This is a genomic window from Weizmannia acidilactici, assembly GCF_008974185.1.
GTDB lineage: Bacteria > Bacillota > Bacilli > Bacillales > Bacillaceae_C > Weizmannia > Weizmannia acidilactici.
In genome coordinates this window covers 86,351-103,224 of sequence record NZ_BKZP01000004.1, presented here as the reverse complement: position 1 = coordinate 103,224, position 16,874 = coordinate 86,351, and the positions used below count along the sequence as shown (strand labels likewise).

The window sequence follows — 16,874 nt, the reverse complement described above, 5'->3', positions numbered from 1 at the left end:
TTCCCTGTGCCCTTCTTTTCATCTCCGTGCCGATTGAAGAATATATAAAAGATGGGAATTGAAAAGAAAAGGATGTGGGGCATTTGACATTTATTTTTGCGCATCGTGGTTCAGCAGGGACCCATCCGGAAAATACAATGGAAGCTTTCTTGCAAGCGGAAAGGGCGGGAGCGGATGGCATCGAACTGGATGTCCAACTCTCTAAAGACGGGGAAATTGTCGTCATCCATGATGAAACCGTGAACAGGACAACATCAGGTAAAGGTTTTGTGAAAGATTTTACGCTCGCCGAATTGCAAAACTTGGACGTACGTGACCGTTTTGGTGTGGCGGGAAAACTCCGCATCCCGGCGCTGAAGGAAGTTTTCGGCTGGCTGAAAACGAACCGGCTCCTCTGTAATATTGAACTGAAAACAGCGAAAATCAGCTATCCGTCAATCGAGGAAAAAACGGTTGCTTTAATCAAAGCTTATCAACTGGAGGAGCGGGTCATTTTTTCTTCGTTTAACCACTATTCGATTATCCATTGTTACAGGCTGGCACCTGAAATCGAAATTGCCCCCCTATACTCGGAAATGCTGTTTATGCCTTGGGTTTATGCAAAATCCATCCGGGCGGGGGGGATCCATCCACGTCTCGTGACCACCAGTGACCAGATTATTCAAACAGCGATGGAAAACGGCATCGCTGTCAGGCCATATACAGTCAATACCGAAAAAGATATGCGGAGGCTGTTTGAAATAGGCTGCACCGCCATTATTACGGATTATCCGGAAATGGCGGAACGGATCAGAAAAGAATACGAATAGCGGAAAGAGGCTGTACCGAAACGAAAAAACCCGTCGAGAAACTAAATTTCTTAACGGGTTTTTTCTGCCGATGGCCATGAATGTTTTTGCGTTTATTTGCTGAAACGCTTCTGCACTTTGTTGTGTTTACGGTCTCGGTGCAGGATAAAACCGGCAGTAAATGCAACCCCGCCTGTGCAAAAAAGCAGCCCTGCCAAAAACTGTACGGAGAGTGAAGGAAACGGGTGGTGCAAAATGCCGAAAATCATATCCCTCATCCATTTTATGCCGGCAGTCGCCATGATGACCGGAAAAGCCAAAATAAAAAGCGCAATCAACCTTCCCATCCCGTTCCCCCTTTTCCCGTATTTTTCCCATTATACCATCCGTATTTTTAGTGTGGCAATGCTTCCAATTGTATATAAAAGCGATTCTATATGTAATAAAATGGCAATGCCTGTGGGACGCTTTGGCATTGGCTATGGTTGCTGCGGAATCCGTATTTCATTGTGAATCCGGTACGTTCAACAGTCGTAAAAATTGAATAGGAGGATGGCAAATCAAACAGGACTGAAAAAGGGGGAACAAAATTGCAAAACGTCTTAATTGTAGGCGGCGGAAAAGGCGGGAAAGCAATTTTAAAAATTTTATCGGAAAGTACGCGGTTCCATGTCTCGGCGATCGTGGACATCAATCCAGATGCCGCCGGAATCAGGCTGGCTAAAGAAATGGGCGTGAAAACAGGGGAGGACTGGCGCAGTTATGCCCGCTCAAATGTTGGCATCATCATCGAAGTGACCAGCAATGAGCATGTATTCCGGGAAATCGTTGCCGAATGCCCGAAAAAAACGGTTGTCCCCGGTAGTGTCGCCTACTTGATTGCCAAATTGCTGGAGGAAAAAGAAGCCCTCATCCGGAAACTGGAAAATGAAACGAAAAAGCATGAACTGATCCTTCAGTCGACAGCAGAAGGTATGACAGTAATTGACAAAGGCGGCAATATTATTTTTATGAACCGGAGTGCGGAAAAGATCAACGGTGTATCCGCCTGCAGTGTGGTGGGCAGGCCGATTTCATGTGTCATCCCGAACAGCAGGCTGGAGCATGTACTCAGAACAAAGAAAAGCGAATCAAATGTGGAAATCGAATTGCAGAACGGCACAAAAATACTTGCATCCCATATCCCGATGTTCAACGAAGACGGTGAAGTTGCCGGGGCCATTTCGGTATTCCGCGATATTACTGAAGCCGTAAAGCAGGCTGAGGAAATCACAAATTTAAAAGAAATCAAAATGATGCTGCAGGAGATCATTCATTCGAGCGATGATGCGATCTCGGTCGTTGACGAAAAAGGGCGCGGCATCCTCATTAATCCCGCCTATACAAGGATTACCGGCTTAAGCGAGGAGGAAGTGATCGGCAAACCGGCAACCGCGGACATATCGGAGGGCGAAAGCATGCATTATAAGGTGCTGCAGACAAAAAAACCGGTCCGCGGCGTAAAAATGCGGGTCGGCCCGTTAAAAAAGGAAGTGGTTGTCAATGTGGCGCCGGTGATCGTGAACGGAGCATTAAAGGGGAGCGTCGGTGTCATCCACGATGTGTCCGAAATCGAGTCGTTAACGAAAGAACTGAGCCGTGCAAGGCAAATGGCGCGGGTAAGTACGGCCAAATATACATTTGATGATATTATCCATGCATCAGATGAGATGGATATGGCGGTCGAGCAGGCAAAACTTGCGGCGCAGACGCCCGTCACAATATTATTGCGCGGGGAGTCCGGCACTGGAAAAGAATTGTTTGCCCATGCGATCCACCAGGCCAGCAGCCGCAGAAATCATAAGTTTATCCGTGTAAATTGTGCGTCCATTTCCGAATCTCTGCTTGAGAGCGAACTTTTCGGCTATGAAGAAGGAGCTTTTTCGGGCGCGAAAAGGGGCGGAAAAAAAGGACTGTTTGAAGAAGCGGACGGCGGCAGCCTGTTTTTGGATGAAATCGGTGAGCTCAGCGCCCATATGCAGGCAAAGCTGCTGCGGGTGCTACAGGAAAAGGAAATCGTCCGCGTCGGGGGGACAAAACCGGTGCCAGTTGATGTCCGCATCATTGCCGCCACGCACGTTCATCTTGAAAAAGCTGTTGCCAAAGGGAAGTTCAGGGAAGACTTATATTACCGGCTTGACCGAATGCCGATCCGCATTCCGCCGCTCAGGTCGAGAAAACAGGAGATTCCGTTATTATGCAAGCGACTCATCCAGAAAATCAACCAGGATTACGGCCGGAACGTGGAAGGAATATCGGAGGCGGCGCTTTCGGTCTTATGCAGGTACGATTGGCCGGGGAATGTCCGCGAACTTGAAAATGTACTCGGCCGGGCGATTATTTTTATGGGTTTCCAAGAAAAAATCATGGATGCCGTGCACCTGGCCGGGCTTGGGCTAACGGCGGGGAAAAGGCTTGAAAAAAATGACAATTTTGTGGCGGGAGAAGGGAATCTGGACAGGTTGATGGCAGCGTTTGAAAAGCATGTGGTCGAAAAAGCATTGGCGGAAAACGCCGGAAATAAAACAAAAGCAGCGAAGCAGCTCGGCATTTCATTAAGAAGCCTGTATTATAAATTGGAGAAATACAATCTTGCAAAAAACGGCATGCAATAATTTGCATCTTCGTGCAAAAAGTAGCAAACTGGTAAACGTAAGTTTATTTTCCCGCGTGCCCCGTCTCCGCTTCCATAAATGTTTGGAAGGCATCGTTAGGGTGCAAAATGAAATACCACGCAAAATGGCATTATTTTTGCATTTTTGATTGGCAAAGGAGCATGGTTGTTCACCGTAAAATTTGCGGAAAAAGCGGGCAAGAAGGGATCCTGATGCTGGGGTGCCGCGCGAAGATGCCCGATGCGTGCTGCGGAGCAAATTCAGCGGTGTACAACAAGAAAGCCCCGCATCAAGGGCACTTTAATAGCAAAACCGCCCATGATGCATAGAAAAGAGTAACAGCACTTTTTTGCGGAAAACGGAGGACACCAAAATGGAAATTTTTGATTATATGGGAAAATATGATTACGAACAGCTTTTGTTTTGCCATGATGCCGCATCCGGTTTAAAGGCAATCATCGCCATACACGATACAACGCTCGGCCCTGCGCTCGGAGGAACAAGAATGTGGACGTATGAATCCGAAGAAGCGGCAATTGAAGATGCACTGAGGCTTGCAAAAGGCATGACCTATAAAAACGCCGCGGCGGGGCTGAATCTTGGCGGGGGTAAAACGGTTATCATCGGCGACCCGCACAAAGACAAAAATGAAGAAATGTTCCGTGCGTTCGGCCGCTTTATCCAAGGGCTCGGCGGCCGCTATATCACGGCGGAGGATGTCGGCACCACTGTTGAAGATATGGACATCATCCATGAAGAAACCAATTTTGTGACAGGTGTTTCGCAAACGTACGGTTCATCCGGCAATCCGTCGCCCGTTACCGCATACGGCTGCTATGTCGGGATGAAAGCCGCGGCAAAAGAAGCGTTCGGAAGCGATTCGCTGGAAGGAAAGACCATTGCGGTCCAAGGTGTCGGCAATGTCGCCTTTGAATTGTGCCGTTATCTTCATGGGGAAGGCGCCAATCTTATTGTGACCGATATTGCCGCTGATGCTGTGAAACGCGCGGTTGACGCTTTCCGGGCTAAAGCGGCGGATCCAAAGGACATTTACGCAGTGGACTGCGATATTTTTGCACCGTGCGCATTGGGGGCGATATTAAACGATCACACCATTCCGCTGCTGAAGGCAAAAGTCATTGCCGGTTCGGCGAATAACCAGCTGAAAGAGCCGCGTCACGGGGATCTGATCCATGAAATGGGTATCCTCTATGCACCGGATTATGTTGTCAATGCCGGCGGTGTCATCAATGTCGCCGATGAACTGCACGGTTACAACCGGGAAAGGGCTATGAAAAAAGTTGAGCAAATATACAATAATGTGGAAAAAGTCATTGAAATTTCAAAGCGCGACCGGATTCCGACATATTTGGCGGCCGACCGGATGGCAGAAGAACGGATCCGAAAAGTTTCCCGCTCGAGGTCGCAGTTTTTGCTATATAATAAACACATTTTGGAAAAACGGCTGCAGTATTAACACCGGCAGTCAACATGCCGCTATTGCTGCTTCGGCAATGCGGCCTAAACGAAGAAGGAGGTACACGGTTTGGCAACAGAATATGATGTAGTTGTGCTGGGCGGCGGCACTGGGGGCTATGTGGCGGCTATCCGCGCTTCCCGACTCGGATTAAAAACCGCAATTGTCGAAAAAGAGAAACTTGGCGGCACATGCCTGCATAAAGGCTGCATTCCGACGAAAGCCCTTTTAAGAAGCGCGGAAGTCTACCGGACAATCCGGAAAAGCGGGGATTTTGGCATTGACGTAACTGGCGCCGAATTGAACTTTGCAAAAATCCAGGAGCGGAAAAAGGCGGTAGTGGGCCAGCTGCACCGAGGTGTAGTGCATCTTATGAAAAAAGGGAAAATCGATGTGTACGAAGGCACAGGCAGAATCCTCGGCCCATCGATCTTTTCTCCGCTTCCAGGAACGGTTTCGGTGGAAAGTTCCGGCGGCGGAAACGAAATGCTCCTTCCAAAACATTTGATTATCGCAACCGGTTCGCGCCCGCGCGTTCTGCCGGGATTTGAGGTTGACGGGGAATATGTGCTCACGTCCGATGAGGCATTGGAACTTTCGGAACTCCCGGCATCGGTGATCATTGCCGGCGGCGGTGCGATCGGGGTTGAATGGGCGTCCATGCTTTCCGACTTCGGCGTGGAAGTCACGATTTGCGAGGTAGCAGACCGCCTTTTGCCGGGCGAGGACTGCGAAATATCAAAAGAGATCGCCCGCCTGCTGAAGAAAAAAGGGGTTACGGTTTTAACAGGCACTACTTTAAATCCCGCTTCCCTTCATACCGGGGAAGGCAAATTGCGGATCGAAGCAGACGTCGGCGCAAAAACGCTTGAGGCGGAAAAACTGTTATTGTCTGTCGGGAGGGTCGCCAACATAGAAAATATCGGCCTTGAAAATACGGAGATAGAAATCGAAAACGGCGCGATCCGGGTGAATGAATTTTACCAGACAAAAGAATCCCATATTTATGCAATCGGAGATTGTGTAGGCGGATTGCAGCTTGCCCATGTGGCATCGCGGGAAGGCATCATTGCGGTTGACCATATTGCCGGCAAAAATCCGGATCCGCTCAATGAAACATTTGTCCCGAAATGCGTGTACGCAAACCCTGAAATTGCGAGTGTCGGATTAAGTGAAGACAAGGCGAAAGAAAAAGGGTACAATGTGAAAGTTGGCAAATTTTCTTTTAAAGCGGTCGGAAAAGCGCTCGTCCACGGCGAATCGGACGGCTTCGTCAAAATGGTTGCAGATGTAGAAACGAACGATATATTAGGTGTACATATCATTGGACCGCATGCAACAGATATGATTTCAGAAGCCGGATTGGCGCGCGTATTGGATGCAGCCCCTTGGGAGGTGGCCATGGCAGTCCATCCGCACCCGACGCTGAGTGAAGCAATCGGGGAAGCGGCGCTCGCTGTCGACGGGCTTGAAATCCATGCGTAATGCTTTGAATGGGGAGTGAACAATATGACTGAAAATCGGCATAAAAGCTTGGGCTTAAGCGACCGGGATGTCATCGAGATGTATGAAACGATGCTTTTGGCGCGCAAATTGGACGAACGGATGTGGCTGTTGAACAGGTCCGGGAAAATCCCGTTTGTCATTTCCTGTCAGGGGCAGGAAGCCGCCCAGGTCGGCGCAGCATTTGCGCTCGACAGGAAAAAAGACTATGTTTTGCCGTATTACCGCGATCTCGGGGTAGTGCTCGCTTTCGGCATGACCGCGCGCGACATCATGCTGTCCGGATTTGCGAAAGCGGAAGACCCGAACTCGGGGGGGCGCCAGATGCCGGGCCATTTCGGGCAGAAGAAAAACAGGATCGTGACGCAGTCTTCGCCTGTCACAACACAGGTTCCGCATGCGGTCGGCATTGCGCTTGCCGGAAAAATGGAGAAAAAGGACTTTGTTTCCTTCGTGACGTTCGGGGAAGGCTCTTCCAATCAGGGCGATTTCCATGAAGGGGCGAACTTTGCCTCTGTCCATAAATTGCCGGTGATTTTCATGTGCGAAAATAACCAGTATGCGATTTCCGTCCCGATTGAGGAACAGCTCGGGAATCCTCGCGTTTCCGACCGGGCAATCGGCTACGGCATGCCGGGCGTGACCGTTGATGGAAATGACCCGCTCGCTGTCTATGAAGTTGTCAAAGAAGCGGCGGACAGAGCACGGCGCGGAGAAGGGCCCTCATTGATCGAGGCGGTCGTCTACCGGTTTACGCCGCACTCTTCCGATGATGACGACCGCTACCGGGCCCCGGAAGAAGTGAAAAAAGCGAAGGAAAAAGATCCTATCGCCACGTTTGGCCAATATTTAAAAGAGCTGGGCCTTTTGGACGTGCAAAAAGAAAAGGAAGTTAATGGACACGTCATGCAGATCGTGAATGAAGCGACCGACTATGCCGAAAATGCGCCGTATGCAAAGCCGGAAGATGCACTACGTTATGTATACGGCGAGGAGTGAGGAGGAAAGACCATGGCGGTAATTTCATATATTGATGCGATCACAAAAGCGTTGCGCGAAGAGATGGAGCGGGACGAAAAAGTTTTTGTAATGGGGGAAGATGTCGGGAAAAAAGGCGGGGTGTTCAAAGCGACAGCAGGATTATATGAAGCGTTCGGCGCCGGAAGGGTGATCGACACCCCTCTCGCCGAATCCGCGATTGTCGGCGTCGGGGTCGGTGCGGCGATGTATGGGATGCGGCCGATTGCCGAAATCCAGTTTGCCGACTTTATCTTGCCGGCAGTAAACCAAATTATTTCCGAAGCGGCCAAAATCCGCTACCGTACGAACAATGACTGGCATTGCCCGCTTGTCGTGCGCGCGCCTTACGGGGGCGGTGTCCACGGCGCCCTGTACCATTCGCAATCGATCGAAGCGGTATTTGCAAACCAGCCGGGCCTTAAAATCGTGATGCCGTCCACGCCTTATGACGCAAAAGGTTTGCTCAAGGCAGCGATTCGCGATGACGATCCTGTCCTCTTTTTTGAACATAAGCGCGCTTACCGTTTAATTAAAGGGGAAGTGCCCGATGATGATTATGTGCTGCCGATCGGAAAGGCCGAAGTGAAAAGGGAAGGCGAGGACATCACGGTTATCACATACGGGCTTTGTGTCCATTTCGCCCTGCAGGTGGCGGAAAAGCTCGCACAGGATGGCATTGATGCCCATATTCTTGACCTGCGCACTGTGTACCCGCTTGACAAGGAAGCGATTATGGAGGCGGCGGCAAAAACGGGAAAAGTGCTGCTCATCACCGAAGACAATAAAGAGGGGAGCATCATCAGTGAAGTGGCCGCTATCATTGCGGAACACTGCCTGTTTGATCTTGACGCCCCGATTATGCGTTTAGCTGGCCCGGATGTTCCGGCGATGCCGTATGCACCGACGATGGAAAAATATTTTATGGTCAATCCCGATAAAATCGAAAAAGCGATGCGGGAGTTGGCCGAATTTTAAGATGCAGGTAAGGAGGGTGTCAATTGGCGATTAAAAACATTACAATGCCGCAGTTGGGGGAAAGTGTGACGGAAGGGACGATCAGCAAATGGCTCGTATCCCCCGGCGACCATGTCAATAAATACGACCCGCTTTGTGAAGTGTTGACGGATAAAGTCAATGCGGAAGTGCCTTCATCTTTTACCGGCGAGATTGTGGAACTGATCGCGGCCGTGGATGAAACCGTCGCGGTCGGCGAAGTAATTTGTACGGTCAAAATCGAAGCGGCTGAAGAGGAAAGCGGAATGCGGCAAGAAGGGGAACCGGAATCCGTGCCTGTCTCCCCGGAACCGCCGGAAAACCGCGGAGGGAAAAAAATGCGCTATTCGCCGGCTGTTCTGAAGCTTTCCCAGGAACACGGCATCGACTTAAGCAAAGTAAAGGGAACGGGAAAGGAAGGCCGGATCACCCGCAAAGACCTTTTAAAAATTATTGGAAGCCTTAACGAACCGCAAGCGGAACAACTGCAAGCTCCGGCTTCCCAACCTTCCCCTGCTGCTGAAAAACAAACGCTGCCGGCGCCTGGACCGCAACAGGCGGCTGCTGAAGACCTTGTCATTCCCGTTGCCGGCGTGCGCAAAGCAATCGCAAACAATATGGTACGCAGCAAGGAGAAAATTCCACATGCGTGGATGATGGTGGAAGCCGATGTAACGAATCTTGTGCAATACAGGAATGCCGTGAAAGAAGATTTTAAACGGCGTGAAGGCTTTAATCTTACTTATTTTTCCTTTTTTGTAAAAGCTGTTGCCCAGGCGTTAAAAGAGTATCCGCAGCTCAACTCAACTTGGGCCGGGGACAGCATCATCCAAAAACACGAGATCAACATTTCGATTGCAGTAGCAGCGGAAGATAAGCTGTATGTCCCGGTGATCAAACGGGCCGATGAGAAATCGATTAAAGGCATTGCCCGCGAAATTGCGGATTTGGCGCAAAAAGCCCGTACAGGGAAACTGGCGCCTGAAGATATGGAAGGCGGCACATTTACCGTCAACAATACCGGTACGTTTGGCTCGGTGCAGTCGATGGGGATCATCAATTACCCGCAGGCTGCCATTCTGCAGGTGGAATCGATTGTCAAGCGCCCTGTCTTCATGGATGGCGGAATGTTTGCCGCCCGCGATATGGTGAACCTTTGCCTTTCGCTCGACCACCGCATTTTGGACGGACTGGTCTGCGGCCGCTTTTTAAAACGCGTAAAAGACATTTTAGAAGCGGTCACACCGGAAACCGCACCGCTCTATTAATGATCCATTGCCCGCTTTTATTCAAGCGGGTTTTTCTGTTTTGCGGAAAGTGTGGCAAATTATCGAAACTGATTGTTTTTGAATGAATTTAATTGATTTATACTGTTTTTGATTGTAAAATAACGACCGGAAGGATTGCAATTTCAGATGGCTGGCTGCGATTGAGAAGGAAAAAAGGGGGATAATAAGATTTGTTCTGCAGCCTGTTTTCCAGGCTTCCAGGAGAGAAAAGGATAAATGAAAGCAAAGGTTGTGTGAGGAATGATTTATACTGTTACGCTGAACCCGTCCGTCGATTATATTGTCCAGGTAGAAAATTTTGAACTCGGCGGGTTGAACCGCTCTGTTATGGATACGAAATTTCCGGGCGGAAAAGGCATCAATGTATCGCGCGTTTTGAAAAGGCTCGGCGTCGATTCCACGGCGCTTGGTTTTCTCGGCGGTTTTACAGGTGGCTATATTGAAAAATTTCTGCGGGAAGAAGGCATTTCAACGGACTTTGTCCATGTTTCTGAAGATACAAGGATCAATATTAAATTAAAATCAGGTGTAGAAACCGAGATCAACGGGAAAGGCCCGTCCATTTCGGAAGCAGAGCTGGACAAGCTGCTTGCCCAAATTGAAAAACTGAATGAAAACGACATGATTTTATTTTCCGGCAGCATCCCGAGTTCCCTGCCGTCCACGATTTATGTGGATTTGATCAAAAGATGCCAGAAAAAAAATATAAGGGTGATTGCCGATGTTTCCGGCGAACCGCTGAATCACGTCATTAAAGCGGACCCGTTTTTAATTAAGCCGAACCACCATGAAATTGGAGAGATTTTCGGCGTAAAAGTGGAAACGCCGGAAGAAGCACACAAATACGGCAGCCGCCTACTGGATATGGGCGTTGAAAACGTGATCATTTCGATGGCAGAAAAGGGCGCGCTCTTCCTGAATCAAGAGGTTTCTTATTATGCAGTGGCGCCGAAAGGGACGGTGAAAAATTCCGCCGGCGCAGGGGATTCTGTCGTAGCCGGATTTATGAGCGGGATTGCAAAAGGAAAGCCATACGAAGAAGCTTTCGCGCTCGGCGTCGCCTGCGGAAGCGCAACGGCATTCTCGATGGAACTGTGCACGAAAGAAGAAGCGGAAGAACTTCTTAAGCAAGTGAATGTAAAACCGTTATAAGATTAGAAAAACCGGGAAAGTTCCCGGTTTTTTCGGCATAAAAAGGGACAGCGAGAAACCGCTATCCAAAGCATCTAGGGAGTTTAGGGGTATGGATCTAGATGTACTATTATTGTACCCCGGATTCAAAGAAAATAAACGCCTTTTGGCAAGTTTTTTACACATTTTACTATGAATAAGCAAAAAAATGCAGCGCCAAACAGAACGTTTGAAAGGTGGCGGTAAATCCTGCTATGATAGTCTGTAACAGTAGTACAAGCAAGAAAGGAAGGGAAAAATGACTGTAAATTTTAATCTCTATATGAATGACGTCGTCCGGCAGGCCCGTGAAGAAGCTGTCAATGCCGGCTACAGGGAACTGCGGACGCCTGAAGAAGTGGACGAAGCTTTCGCCAAAAAAGGGACAACGCTTGTTTTGATCAACTCTGTGTGCGGCTGCGCAGGCGGAATCGCTCGTCCGGCTGCAGCGCATGCCATCCATTACGATAAGCGGCCTGACCAGCTTGTTTCAGTGTTTGCCGGGCAGGATAAGGAAGCAACCGCGAGGGCGCGCAGCTATTTCACCGGTTACCCGCCGTCCTCCCCGTCTTTTGCACTTTTAAAAGACGGAAAGATTGTGAAAATGATTGAACGCCATCAGATCGAAGGGCATGACCCTGCAGCTGTCGTGGCCGAACTGCAGGCATTGTTCAAAGAATACTGTAAAGAACTTTGATTTGGCCTTCTTCAAGCCTGAGCCTTACGATTGGAAAAGGCTTCAGGCTTTTTTATTTACTTTCGGGGGGAAAGACGATGTTCCGGATTGGTTACAGGATTTTAAAAACTGCTGTTGGCGCACCAGTGGCAATCAGCATTGACCAGTTTTTCCATCTGCAAAATTTTTTATCCGCCGCGATCAAATCGTGATCCTTTGCATCCAAAATACGAAAAAGAAATCTTTTACTGCGGCATGGAGCCGGCTTCTCGCATGCATAATAGTCATAGCATTGTCCTCCCTTTGCTTCACACTTCTCGGCTACCGAGCTTATGTCATCGGCATAACTTTGCTGATCTTGATCCCGCTGACGGTGGCATTAAAAGTGCAGGAGGGATTGTTCCTTCAAGTGTCATTTTGCTCCATTTTTATGCAAAAGGGCATATTACGTATGCTTTTCTACTGAATGAGGGCGCCATCATTTTCATCGGCATTGGAACCACATTGGTCATCAATTTGTACATGCCGTGCCTCGATTCAAAACTGCTCGCGATGCGGGCTGAAATTGAAAACAATTTTAAAGCTATTTTCGAAGAAATGATCTCCTATTTGCAGTTTGAGAAAATGTCGTGGGACGGGAGTGAAATTACTGAGACTGCCGCCCTGCTTGAAGAAGGGAAGAAGCTTGCGTTCCGCGATATCGAGAACCGGCTCTCAGCGGGGGATACATTTTATTATGATTATTTTTCGATGCGGGCGAAGCAGTTTGAAATATTGGAAGGTGCCTGCCGACTTTGGCATCGATCTCCCATATGGTGGAACAGCGGATGTTCGTTGCCCGTTTTTTGGAAGAAGTGAAAAACATATTAAGCCGCAAAATACGGCCCACCACCGCCTGGAATCGCTACATACCCTCCAGGAAAATATGAAAAAAATGGAACTTCCGAAAACAAGGGAGGAATTTGAGGCAAGGGCGGCACTTTATGTTTTCTTGCAGGAAATTGAACAATATTTAACAATTAAAAGTGGATTTAACATGTATGGAACCCGCTCCGTTAAGCAAACTAAGGAAAATACAATCAACGGGTGAATGGCATATGCATGTATGGATGGCAGTAATGCTTTTGTTCAGCATGCCGGTATTGCCGGCTGATGGGGGTGTTGCGTCAGGGGACCCTTTGATCATTGTGAATAAAGCAACCAACCGGCTCGCCTGGATCCGAGACGGGAAAATCCGGATGGAAACACCGGTTGCGACCGGAAAAACAAACGAGCTGACGCCGGAAGGGTTGTTTACCATTAAAGTGAAAGCCAAAAACCCTTATTACCGCAAAAAAAATATTCCGGGCGGGGATCCGCGCAATCCGCTCGGGTCACGTTGGATCGGGTTTGACGCTCGCGGCACGGACGGACGGATTTACGGCCTGCACGGCACGAATAACCCTTCGTCAATCGGCCGCTATATTTCAAGTGGCTGCATCCGGCTGCCTAAGGAGGCGCTTGAAAAATTGTACGAAGAAGTGCCAGTCGGGGTGAAAATTTACATCACCCGTTCGAATCGATCGATGCTCCAACTGGCAAAAGAGAAGGGCGCAATCAAATAAAAAGGAACGGGCATTCCCGTTCCTTCTTTGTTAGAACAGCATGGTCAATCCGGAGAGAACTGTGCCGGCCAACATTGCCAGCAGCATCAAATACACCACGATCTTTTGCGTTTTTTTCGACAAAACTTTTTTCACCTCTTGCACGGACAATGATAAGTTTATTCTAGCCCGAATCCGGAAAATGCACAAGCAAAATCATGCGGCGGGGTCATCGTTGTCTGTCCGCACATTTAGCGATATACTGATAAAGTACATACAAATATTGGAGGGTTTTCCATGGTCAATGAAGAACGTTTAGTAAAAGAATTTTTTGAATTGGTTCAGGTGGATTCGGAAACCGGCCATGAAGAAGAAATTGGCAAAGTGCTGAAGAAAAAATTCGAAAGCCTTGGCGTTGAAGTATATGAAGACGATACAAAAGGAAAAACCGGGCACGGCTCCGGAAACCTGATCTGCACATTGAAAGGGAACGTACCGGATGCCGCGCCGATCTATTTTACTTCGCATATGGATACCGTTGTACCGGGAAAAGGCATCAAACCGTCCATTAAAGACGGTTACATCGTCTCGGACGGCACCACGATTCTAGGGTCGGACGATAAAGCCGGGCTGTCCGCTATGTTCGAAATGATACGGGTGTTGAAAGAAGACAATATCCGGCACGGGGATATCCAGTTTGTGATTACCGTCGGCGAGGAGTCCGGCCTTGTCGGGTCCCGTGAATTGGATCCCTCCCTGTTAAAGGCAAAATACGGTTTTGCACTTGACAGCGACGGCCCGGTCGGCACGATTGTCACTGCCGCCCCGACGCAGGCAAAAATCAAGGCAACAATTTTAGGGAAAACGGCCCATGCCGGGGTGGCGCCGGAAAAAGGCGTCTCTGCGATTACGATTGCTGCAAAAGCCATTTCAAGAATGCCGCTCGGCCGCATCGACAGCGAAACGACCGCCAATATCGGGCGCTTTGAAGGCGGCCGAGCGACGAATATTGTATGCGACCGCGTCGATATTCTTGCCGAAGCCCGTTCGCTCGTGCCGGAAAAAATGGAGGCGCAGGTGGCGAAAATGAAGGAAGCGTTTGAACAAGTGGCACAGGAAATGGGCGGAAAAGCGGAAATTGAAGTGAACGTCATGTATCCGGGCTTCAAATTCGCTGACGGCGACCAGGTTGTTGAAGTTGCCAAAAAAGCGGCAGCGAAAATCGGCCGTGAAAGCAAACTCGAGCAAAGCGGGGGCGGAAGCGACGCCAATGTCATTTCCGGCTTTAATATCCCAACGGTGAACCTCGGCACGGGTTATGAAGAAATCCATACGACCAACGAAAGGATTCCGGTCAAAGAACTGGTGAAACTGGCGGAAATGGCAGTTGCGATTGCGGAAACCGCCGCAGAAGAAAAATAACAGATCCATTGCGACGGGGGGACGCGAAAACGGCCTCCCGCATCCCCTTTTAAAGAAAGGAACGAAACGGATGAATACGCTCAATAAATTTATCATTTTTAAATCGAGGGAAGAGGAGTACGGCATTCATATCCAATCGGTGATCTCCATTGAAAGGGCACAAAAAGTGAACCCGATCCCGAAACTGCCGGAATTTGTTCGGGGTGTGATGAGGGTAAGGGATGAGCTTGTCCCGATTATTGATGTGGAGCATGTTTTCTATCAAACGCAGCTAGTGCATGAAGAGGATGCGCGCATCATTGTGCTACAGACTCAGGCCCTTCCGATAGGCCTGCTTGTGAAAGAAGCGAATGATATTGTGGAAATACTGGAAAATGACCAAAAACAGATCGGTCTTGTTGGTTATGACCGCACAAAATATTTTACGGGCGTGGCAAATCTGGGAGGACGGCTTATTACAGTGGTGGATGCCGATTTGTTCACGGAATCGCTTGAAGGGATAAAAGAAATTGCGGCTTATATGAAAGAGGCAAAAGCGGCCGCAAAATCACAAAACACCGGAGTTGGTGGATGATGAAGCAGTTTTATCTGAAAAACGGCCGCGTCATTCTGCATGTGGATATGAACAGTTTTTTTGCTTCGGTTGAAATGGCGGAAAACCCCGGATTGAAAGGCAAACCGGTAGCGATTGCCGGCAATCCGAAAGAGCGGAAGGGCATTATTGTGACGTGCAGCTATGAAGCAAGGAAATACGGCGTAAAAACGACGATGCCGGTTTGGGAAGCGAAAAAAAGGTGCCCGGATCTGTTGGTCATTCCACCCCATTTTGAGCGGTATAAAAAGGCTTCCGCCGCTATGTTTGCGATCCTGCGCCGGTATTCGCCGCTTGTCGAGCCGGTATCCATAGATGAAGGCTATGTCGATATAACGGATCAATTCGAACCCGGCAGCCCGCTTTTGATCGCCGAATCGATCCAGCAGGAGATTCTGGCTGAGCTTGACCTGCCATCAAGTATTGGCGTCGCCCCAAATAAATTTTTGGCAAAGACGGCTTCGGATATGAAAAAGCCGTTGGGCATTACCGTCCTCCGGAAACGCGATATTCCTCGCTTATTATGGCCGATGCCTTTAATCGATATGCACGGTGTGGGCGGCAAAACGGCGGAAAAACTCGAAAAACACGGTATTTTTACGATCGGAGATTTGGCGCATGCGGATGATGTATTACTAAAGCAATTGCTCGGCATCCGCGGCATCCGCCTGAAAGAAAGGGCGAATGGCAAAGACAATAGGCCGGTCGATCCGGAATCCGTAAATGTTACGAAAAGCATCGGGCGCATGCAGACGCTGCCTGAGGACTTGGATGACGAGCACCGCATCAATGCTGTCCTGAAAAAACTGGCGGATGAAACGGCGGAAAGGATGGAGAAAAAAGGTTATGCGGCAACGAATGTGAGCGTTATGATCCGTTACCGGGACCGGAAGACGGTGACAAGAAGTAAAAAATGCAGCAGTCCTGTTGAAAGCGGTCAAGCGCTTTTTGAAACGGCGCGGGCGCTTTTTATCCGGCACTGGGACAATACCCCGGTCCGCCTTCTCGGCATAACAGGATCCGGTTTAGTTGAGCGCAGGGCGGCAGCGGAACAGTTAAGCCTTTTTACGTATGAAGAAGCCGCAAAAAAAGAGCCGCTGTATAAGGCGATCGAGCAGCTACGCGAAAAATTCGGGGAAAATATTATCCAAACCGGAAGAGAAGCGGAGAATCCGCATGATCCTCCTGTCCTCTAGTCTTTCCAAAAACTGAAAAGCGAAGAGAGGCCATTCTTTTTCGGCTTTTCGGGTTCCTTTTTTTGCTTTTTGATATAAATTTCCTTTTGATTGATGGCATGGTCGTATGCGAGCACAAGCCCGATATCGGTTTCCACGCCTTTTTTCTCGACAATGGAGAAGGGAATGTCGCTTTTGTCCGCTTCCTTGATGTATTTGGAAAGATAGCTGTAATCGAGGGCGCCGTTTAAAAGCAGTTTTGCGTCCGGATGTTCATGGAGAAGCCGGGTTACTTCCGGATAGGTTTCCGCTTCCATGACCTGGTCGTTTGTTAAAGCGGCGACAATCCTTTCCCGGATGGTTCCGAGAAATTTTTTGCGCTCTTCCGGCAACGTTTCTTTTTCCCCGTAAATGCCTTCCTTCAAGTAATCTTCCACATTTTTTCTGTTCCCCATGTTTCCACCCCGCAATTTTCTGTTACCGATAGTTTGTTTAAGAAAGGAACACGCTATCCATTTATGTACGGCGTGTT

Annotated in this window: 19 protein-coding genes and 1 pseudogene; 17 read left to right on the top strand and 3 right to left on the bottom strand. The window is 49.0% G+C overall.

Features of this window, described 5'->3' with window-relative positions:
- Positions 1-83 precede the first annotated feature (83 nt).
- Positions 84-809: a glycerophosphodiester phosphodiesterase gene (locus BpJC4_RS03000; protein WP_151679550.1), complete on the top strand. Its 726-nt coding sequence runs from the start codon at positions 84-86 to the stop codon at positions 807-809.
- A 92-nt stretch (positions 810-901) separates the two neighbouring features.
- Here BpJC4_RS03000 and BpJC4_RS02995 read toward each other — a convergent pair whose 3' ends face one another.
- Complete coding sequence (locus tag BpJC4_RS02995) at positions 902-1,135, bottom strand: DUF2627 domain-containing protein (RefSeq protein WP_151679549.1); 234 nt, start codon at positions 1,133-1,135, stop codon at positions 902-904.
- Positions 1,136-1,378: 243 nt separating this feature from the next.
- On the opposite strand from BpJC4_RS02995, the gene BpJC4_RS02990 reads away from it, so the two are divergent.
- The 13 genes and pseudogenes from BpJC4_RS02990 to BpJC4_RS02945 all read left to right on the top strand — a co-directional run bounded on the left by BpJC4_RS02990 (position 1,379) and on the right by BpJC4_RS02945 (position 13,174).
- Entirely contained in the window at positions 1,379-3,442 is a 2,064-nt protein-coding gene (locus tag BpJC4_RS02990) for a sigma-54 interaction domain-containing protein (protein ID WP_151697510.1), read from the top strand.
- Between the two features lie 373 nt (positions 3,443-3,815).
- Entirely contained in the window at positions 3,816-4,919 is a 1,104-nt protein-coding gene (locus tag BpJC4_RS02985; RefSeq protein ID WP_151697509.1) for a Leu/Phe/Val dehydrogenase, read from the top strand.
- A gap of 69 nt (positions 4,920-4,988) precedes the next feature.
- Positions 4,989-6,404, top strand: a complete 1,416-nt coding sequence (gene lpdA / locus BpJC4_RS02980) for a dihydrolipoyl dehydrogenase (protein ID WP_151679547.1) — start codon at positions 4,989-4,991, stop codon at positions 6,402-6,404.
- 24 nt (positions 6,405-6,428) lie between these two features.
- Positions 6,429-7,421, top strand: coding sequence for a thiamine pyrophosphate-dependent dehydrogenase E1 component subunit alpha (locus tag BpJC4_RS02975; RefSeq protein WP_151679546.1), 993 nt, complete (start codon positions 6,429-6,431; stop codon positions 7,419-7,421).
- 12 nt (positions 7,422-7,433) lie between these two features.
- A complete protein-coding gene (locus BpJC4_RS02970) occupies positions 7,434-8,417 on the top strand; it encodes an alpha-ketoacid dehydrogenase subunit beta (protein ID WP_151679545.1) in 984 nt (327 codons plus the stop codon).
- 23 nt (positions 8,418-8,440) lie between these two features.
- Positions 8,441-9,703: a dihydrolipoamide acetyltransferase family protein gene (locus tag BpJC4_RS02965; protein WP_151679544.1), complete on the top strand. Its 1,263-nt coding sequence runs from the start codon at positions 8,441-8,443 to the stop codon at positions 9,701-9,703.
- A gap of 261 nt (positions 9,704-9,964) precedes the next feature.
- Positions 9,965-10,876, top strand: a complete 912-nt coding sequence (pfkB, locus tag BpJC4_RS02960; RefSeq protein ID WP_151679543.1) for a 1-phosphofructokinase — start codon at positions 9,965-9,967, stop codon at positions 10,874-10,876.
- Positions 10,877-11,153: 277 nt separating this feature from the next.
- Positions 11,154-11,591 (top strand): BrxA/BrxB family bacilliredoxin, encoded by a 438-nt coding sequence (locus tag BpJC4_RS02955; protein WP_151679542.1) that lies wholly within the window; start codon positions 11,154-11,156, stop codon positions 11,589-11,591.
- 77 nt (positions 11,592-11,668) lie between these two features.
- A complete protein-coding gene (locus BpJC4_RS17050) occupies positions 11,669-11,782 on the top strand; it encodes an aromatic acid exporter family protein (protein WP_371862222.1) in 114 nt (37 codons plus the stop codon).
- Positions 11,779-12,035: pseudogene (locus BpJC4_RS17045) on the top strand (aromatic acid exporter family protein); the annotation flags it as partial. The gene BpJC4_RS17050 and the pseudogene BpJC4_RS17045, both read left to right, overlap by 4 nt.
- Positions 12,036-12,092: 57 nt before the next feature.
- On the top strand, positions 12,093-12,428 hold the full coding sequence (locus tag BpJC4_RS17040; RefSeq protein ID WP_371862226.1) for a hypothetical protein: 336 nt from the start codon (positions 12,093-12,095) through the stop codon (positions 12,426-12,428).
- Positions 12,352-12,660 carry a hypothetical protein gene (locus BpJC4_RS17035; RefSeq protein WP_371862225.1) on the top strand — a complete coding sequence of 103 codons (309 nt, stop codon included), beginning with the start codon at positions 12,352-12,354 and terminating at the stop codon, positions 12,658-12,660. The genes BpJC4_RS17040 and BpJC4_RS17035 overlap by 77 nt, the downstream gene beginning before the upstream one ends.
- Positions 12,661-12,667: 7 nt before the next feature.
- Positions 12,668-13,174 (top strand): L,D-transpeptidase, encoded by a 507-nt coding sequence (locus BpJC4_RS02945; protein ID WP_151679541.1) that lies wholly within the window; start codon positions 12,668-12,670, stop codon positions 13,172-13,174.
- A gap of 30 nt (positions 13,175-13,204) precedes the next feature.
- Here BpJC4_RS02945 and prli42 read toward each other — a convergent pair whose 3' ends face one another.
- Positions 13,205-13,297, bottom strand: coding sequence for a stressosome-associated protein Prli42 (prli42, locus tag BpJC4_RS02940; protein WP_151679540.1), 93 nt, complete (start codon positions 13,295-13,297; stop codon positions 13,205-13,207).
- 153 nt (positions 13,298-13,450) lie between these two features.
- On the opposite strand from prli42, the gene BpJC4_RS02935 reads away from it, so the two are divergent.
- Genes BpJC4_RS02935 through BpJC4_RS02925 form a run of 3 tightly spaced genes read left to right on the top strand, consistent with a single transcriptional unit; the run spans position 13,451 to position 16,363 of the window.
- The gene (locus tag BpJC4_RS02935) at positions 13,451-14,575 is read left to right on the top strand and encodes a tripeptidase T (RefSeq protein ID WP_151679539.1); all 1,125 of its coding nucleotides are present in this window, start codon (positions 13,451-13,453) and stop codon (positions 14,573-14,575) included.
- On the top strand, positions 14,541-15,149 hold the full coding sequence (locus BpJC4_RS02930) for a chemotaxis protein CheW (RefSeq protein ID WP_308689605.1): 609 nt from the start codon (positions 14,541-14,543) through the stop codon (positions 15,147-15,149). The genes BpJC4_RS02935 and BpJC4_RS02930 overlap by 35 nt, the downstream gene beginning before the upstream one ends.
- Positions 15,149-16,363 carry a DNA polymerase IV gene (locus BpJC4_RS02925; protein WP_151679538.1) on the top strand — a complete coding sequence of 405 codons (1,215 nt, stop codon included), beginning with the start codon at positions 15,149-15,151 and terminating at the stop codon, positions 16,361-16,363. Before BpJC4_RS02930 ends, BpJC4_RS02925 begins: the two co-directional genes overlap by 1 nt.
- Here BpJC4_RS02925 and BpJC4_RS02920 read toward each other — a convergent pair.
- On the bottom strand, positions 16,360-16,797 hold the full coding sequence (locus BpJC4_RS02920) for a YueI family protein (protein WP_151679537.1): 438 nt from the start codon (positions 16,795-16,797) through the stop codon (positions 16,360-16,362). The two genes, BpJC4_RS02925 and BpJC4_RS02920, sit on opposite strands and share 4 nt — an antisense overlap.
- Positions 16,798-16,874: the final 77 nt, after the last annotated feature.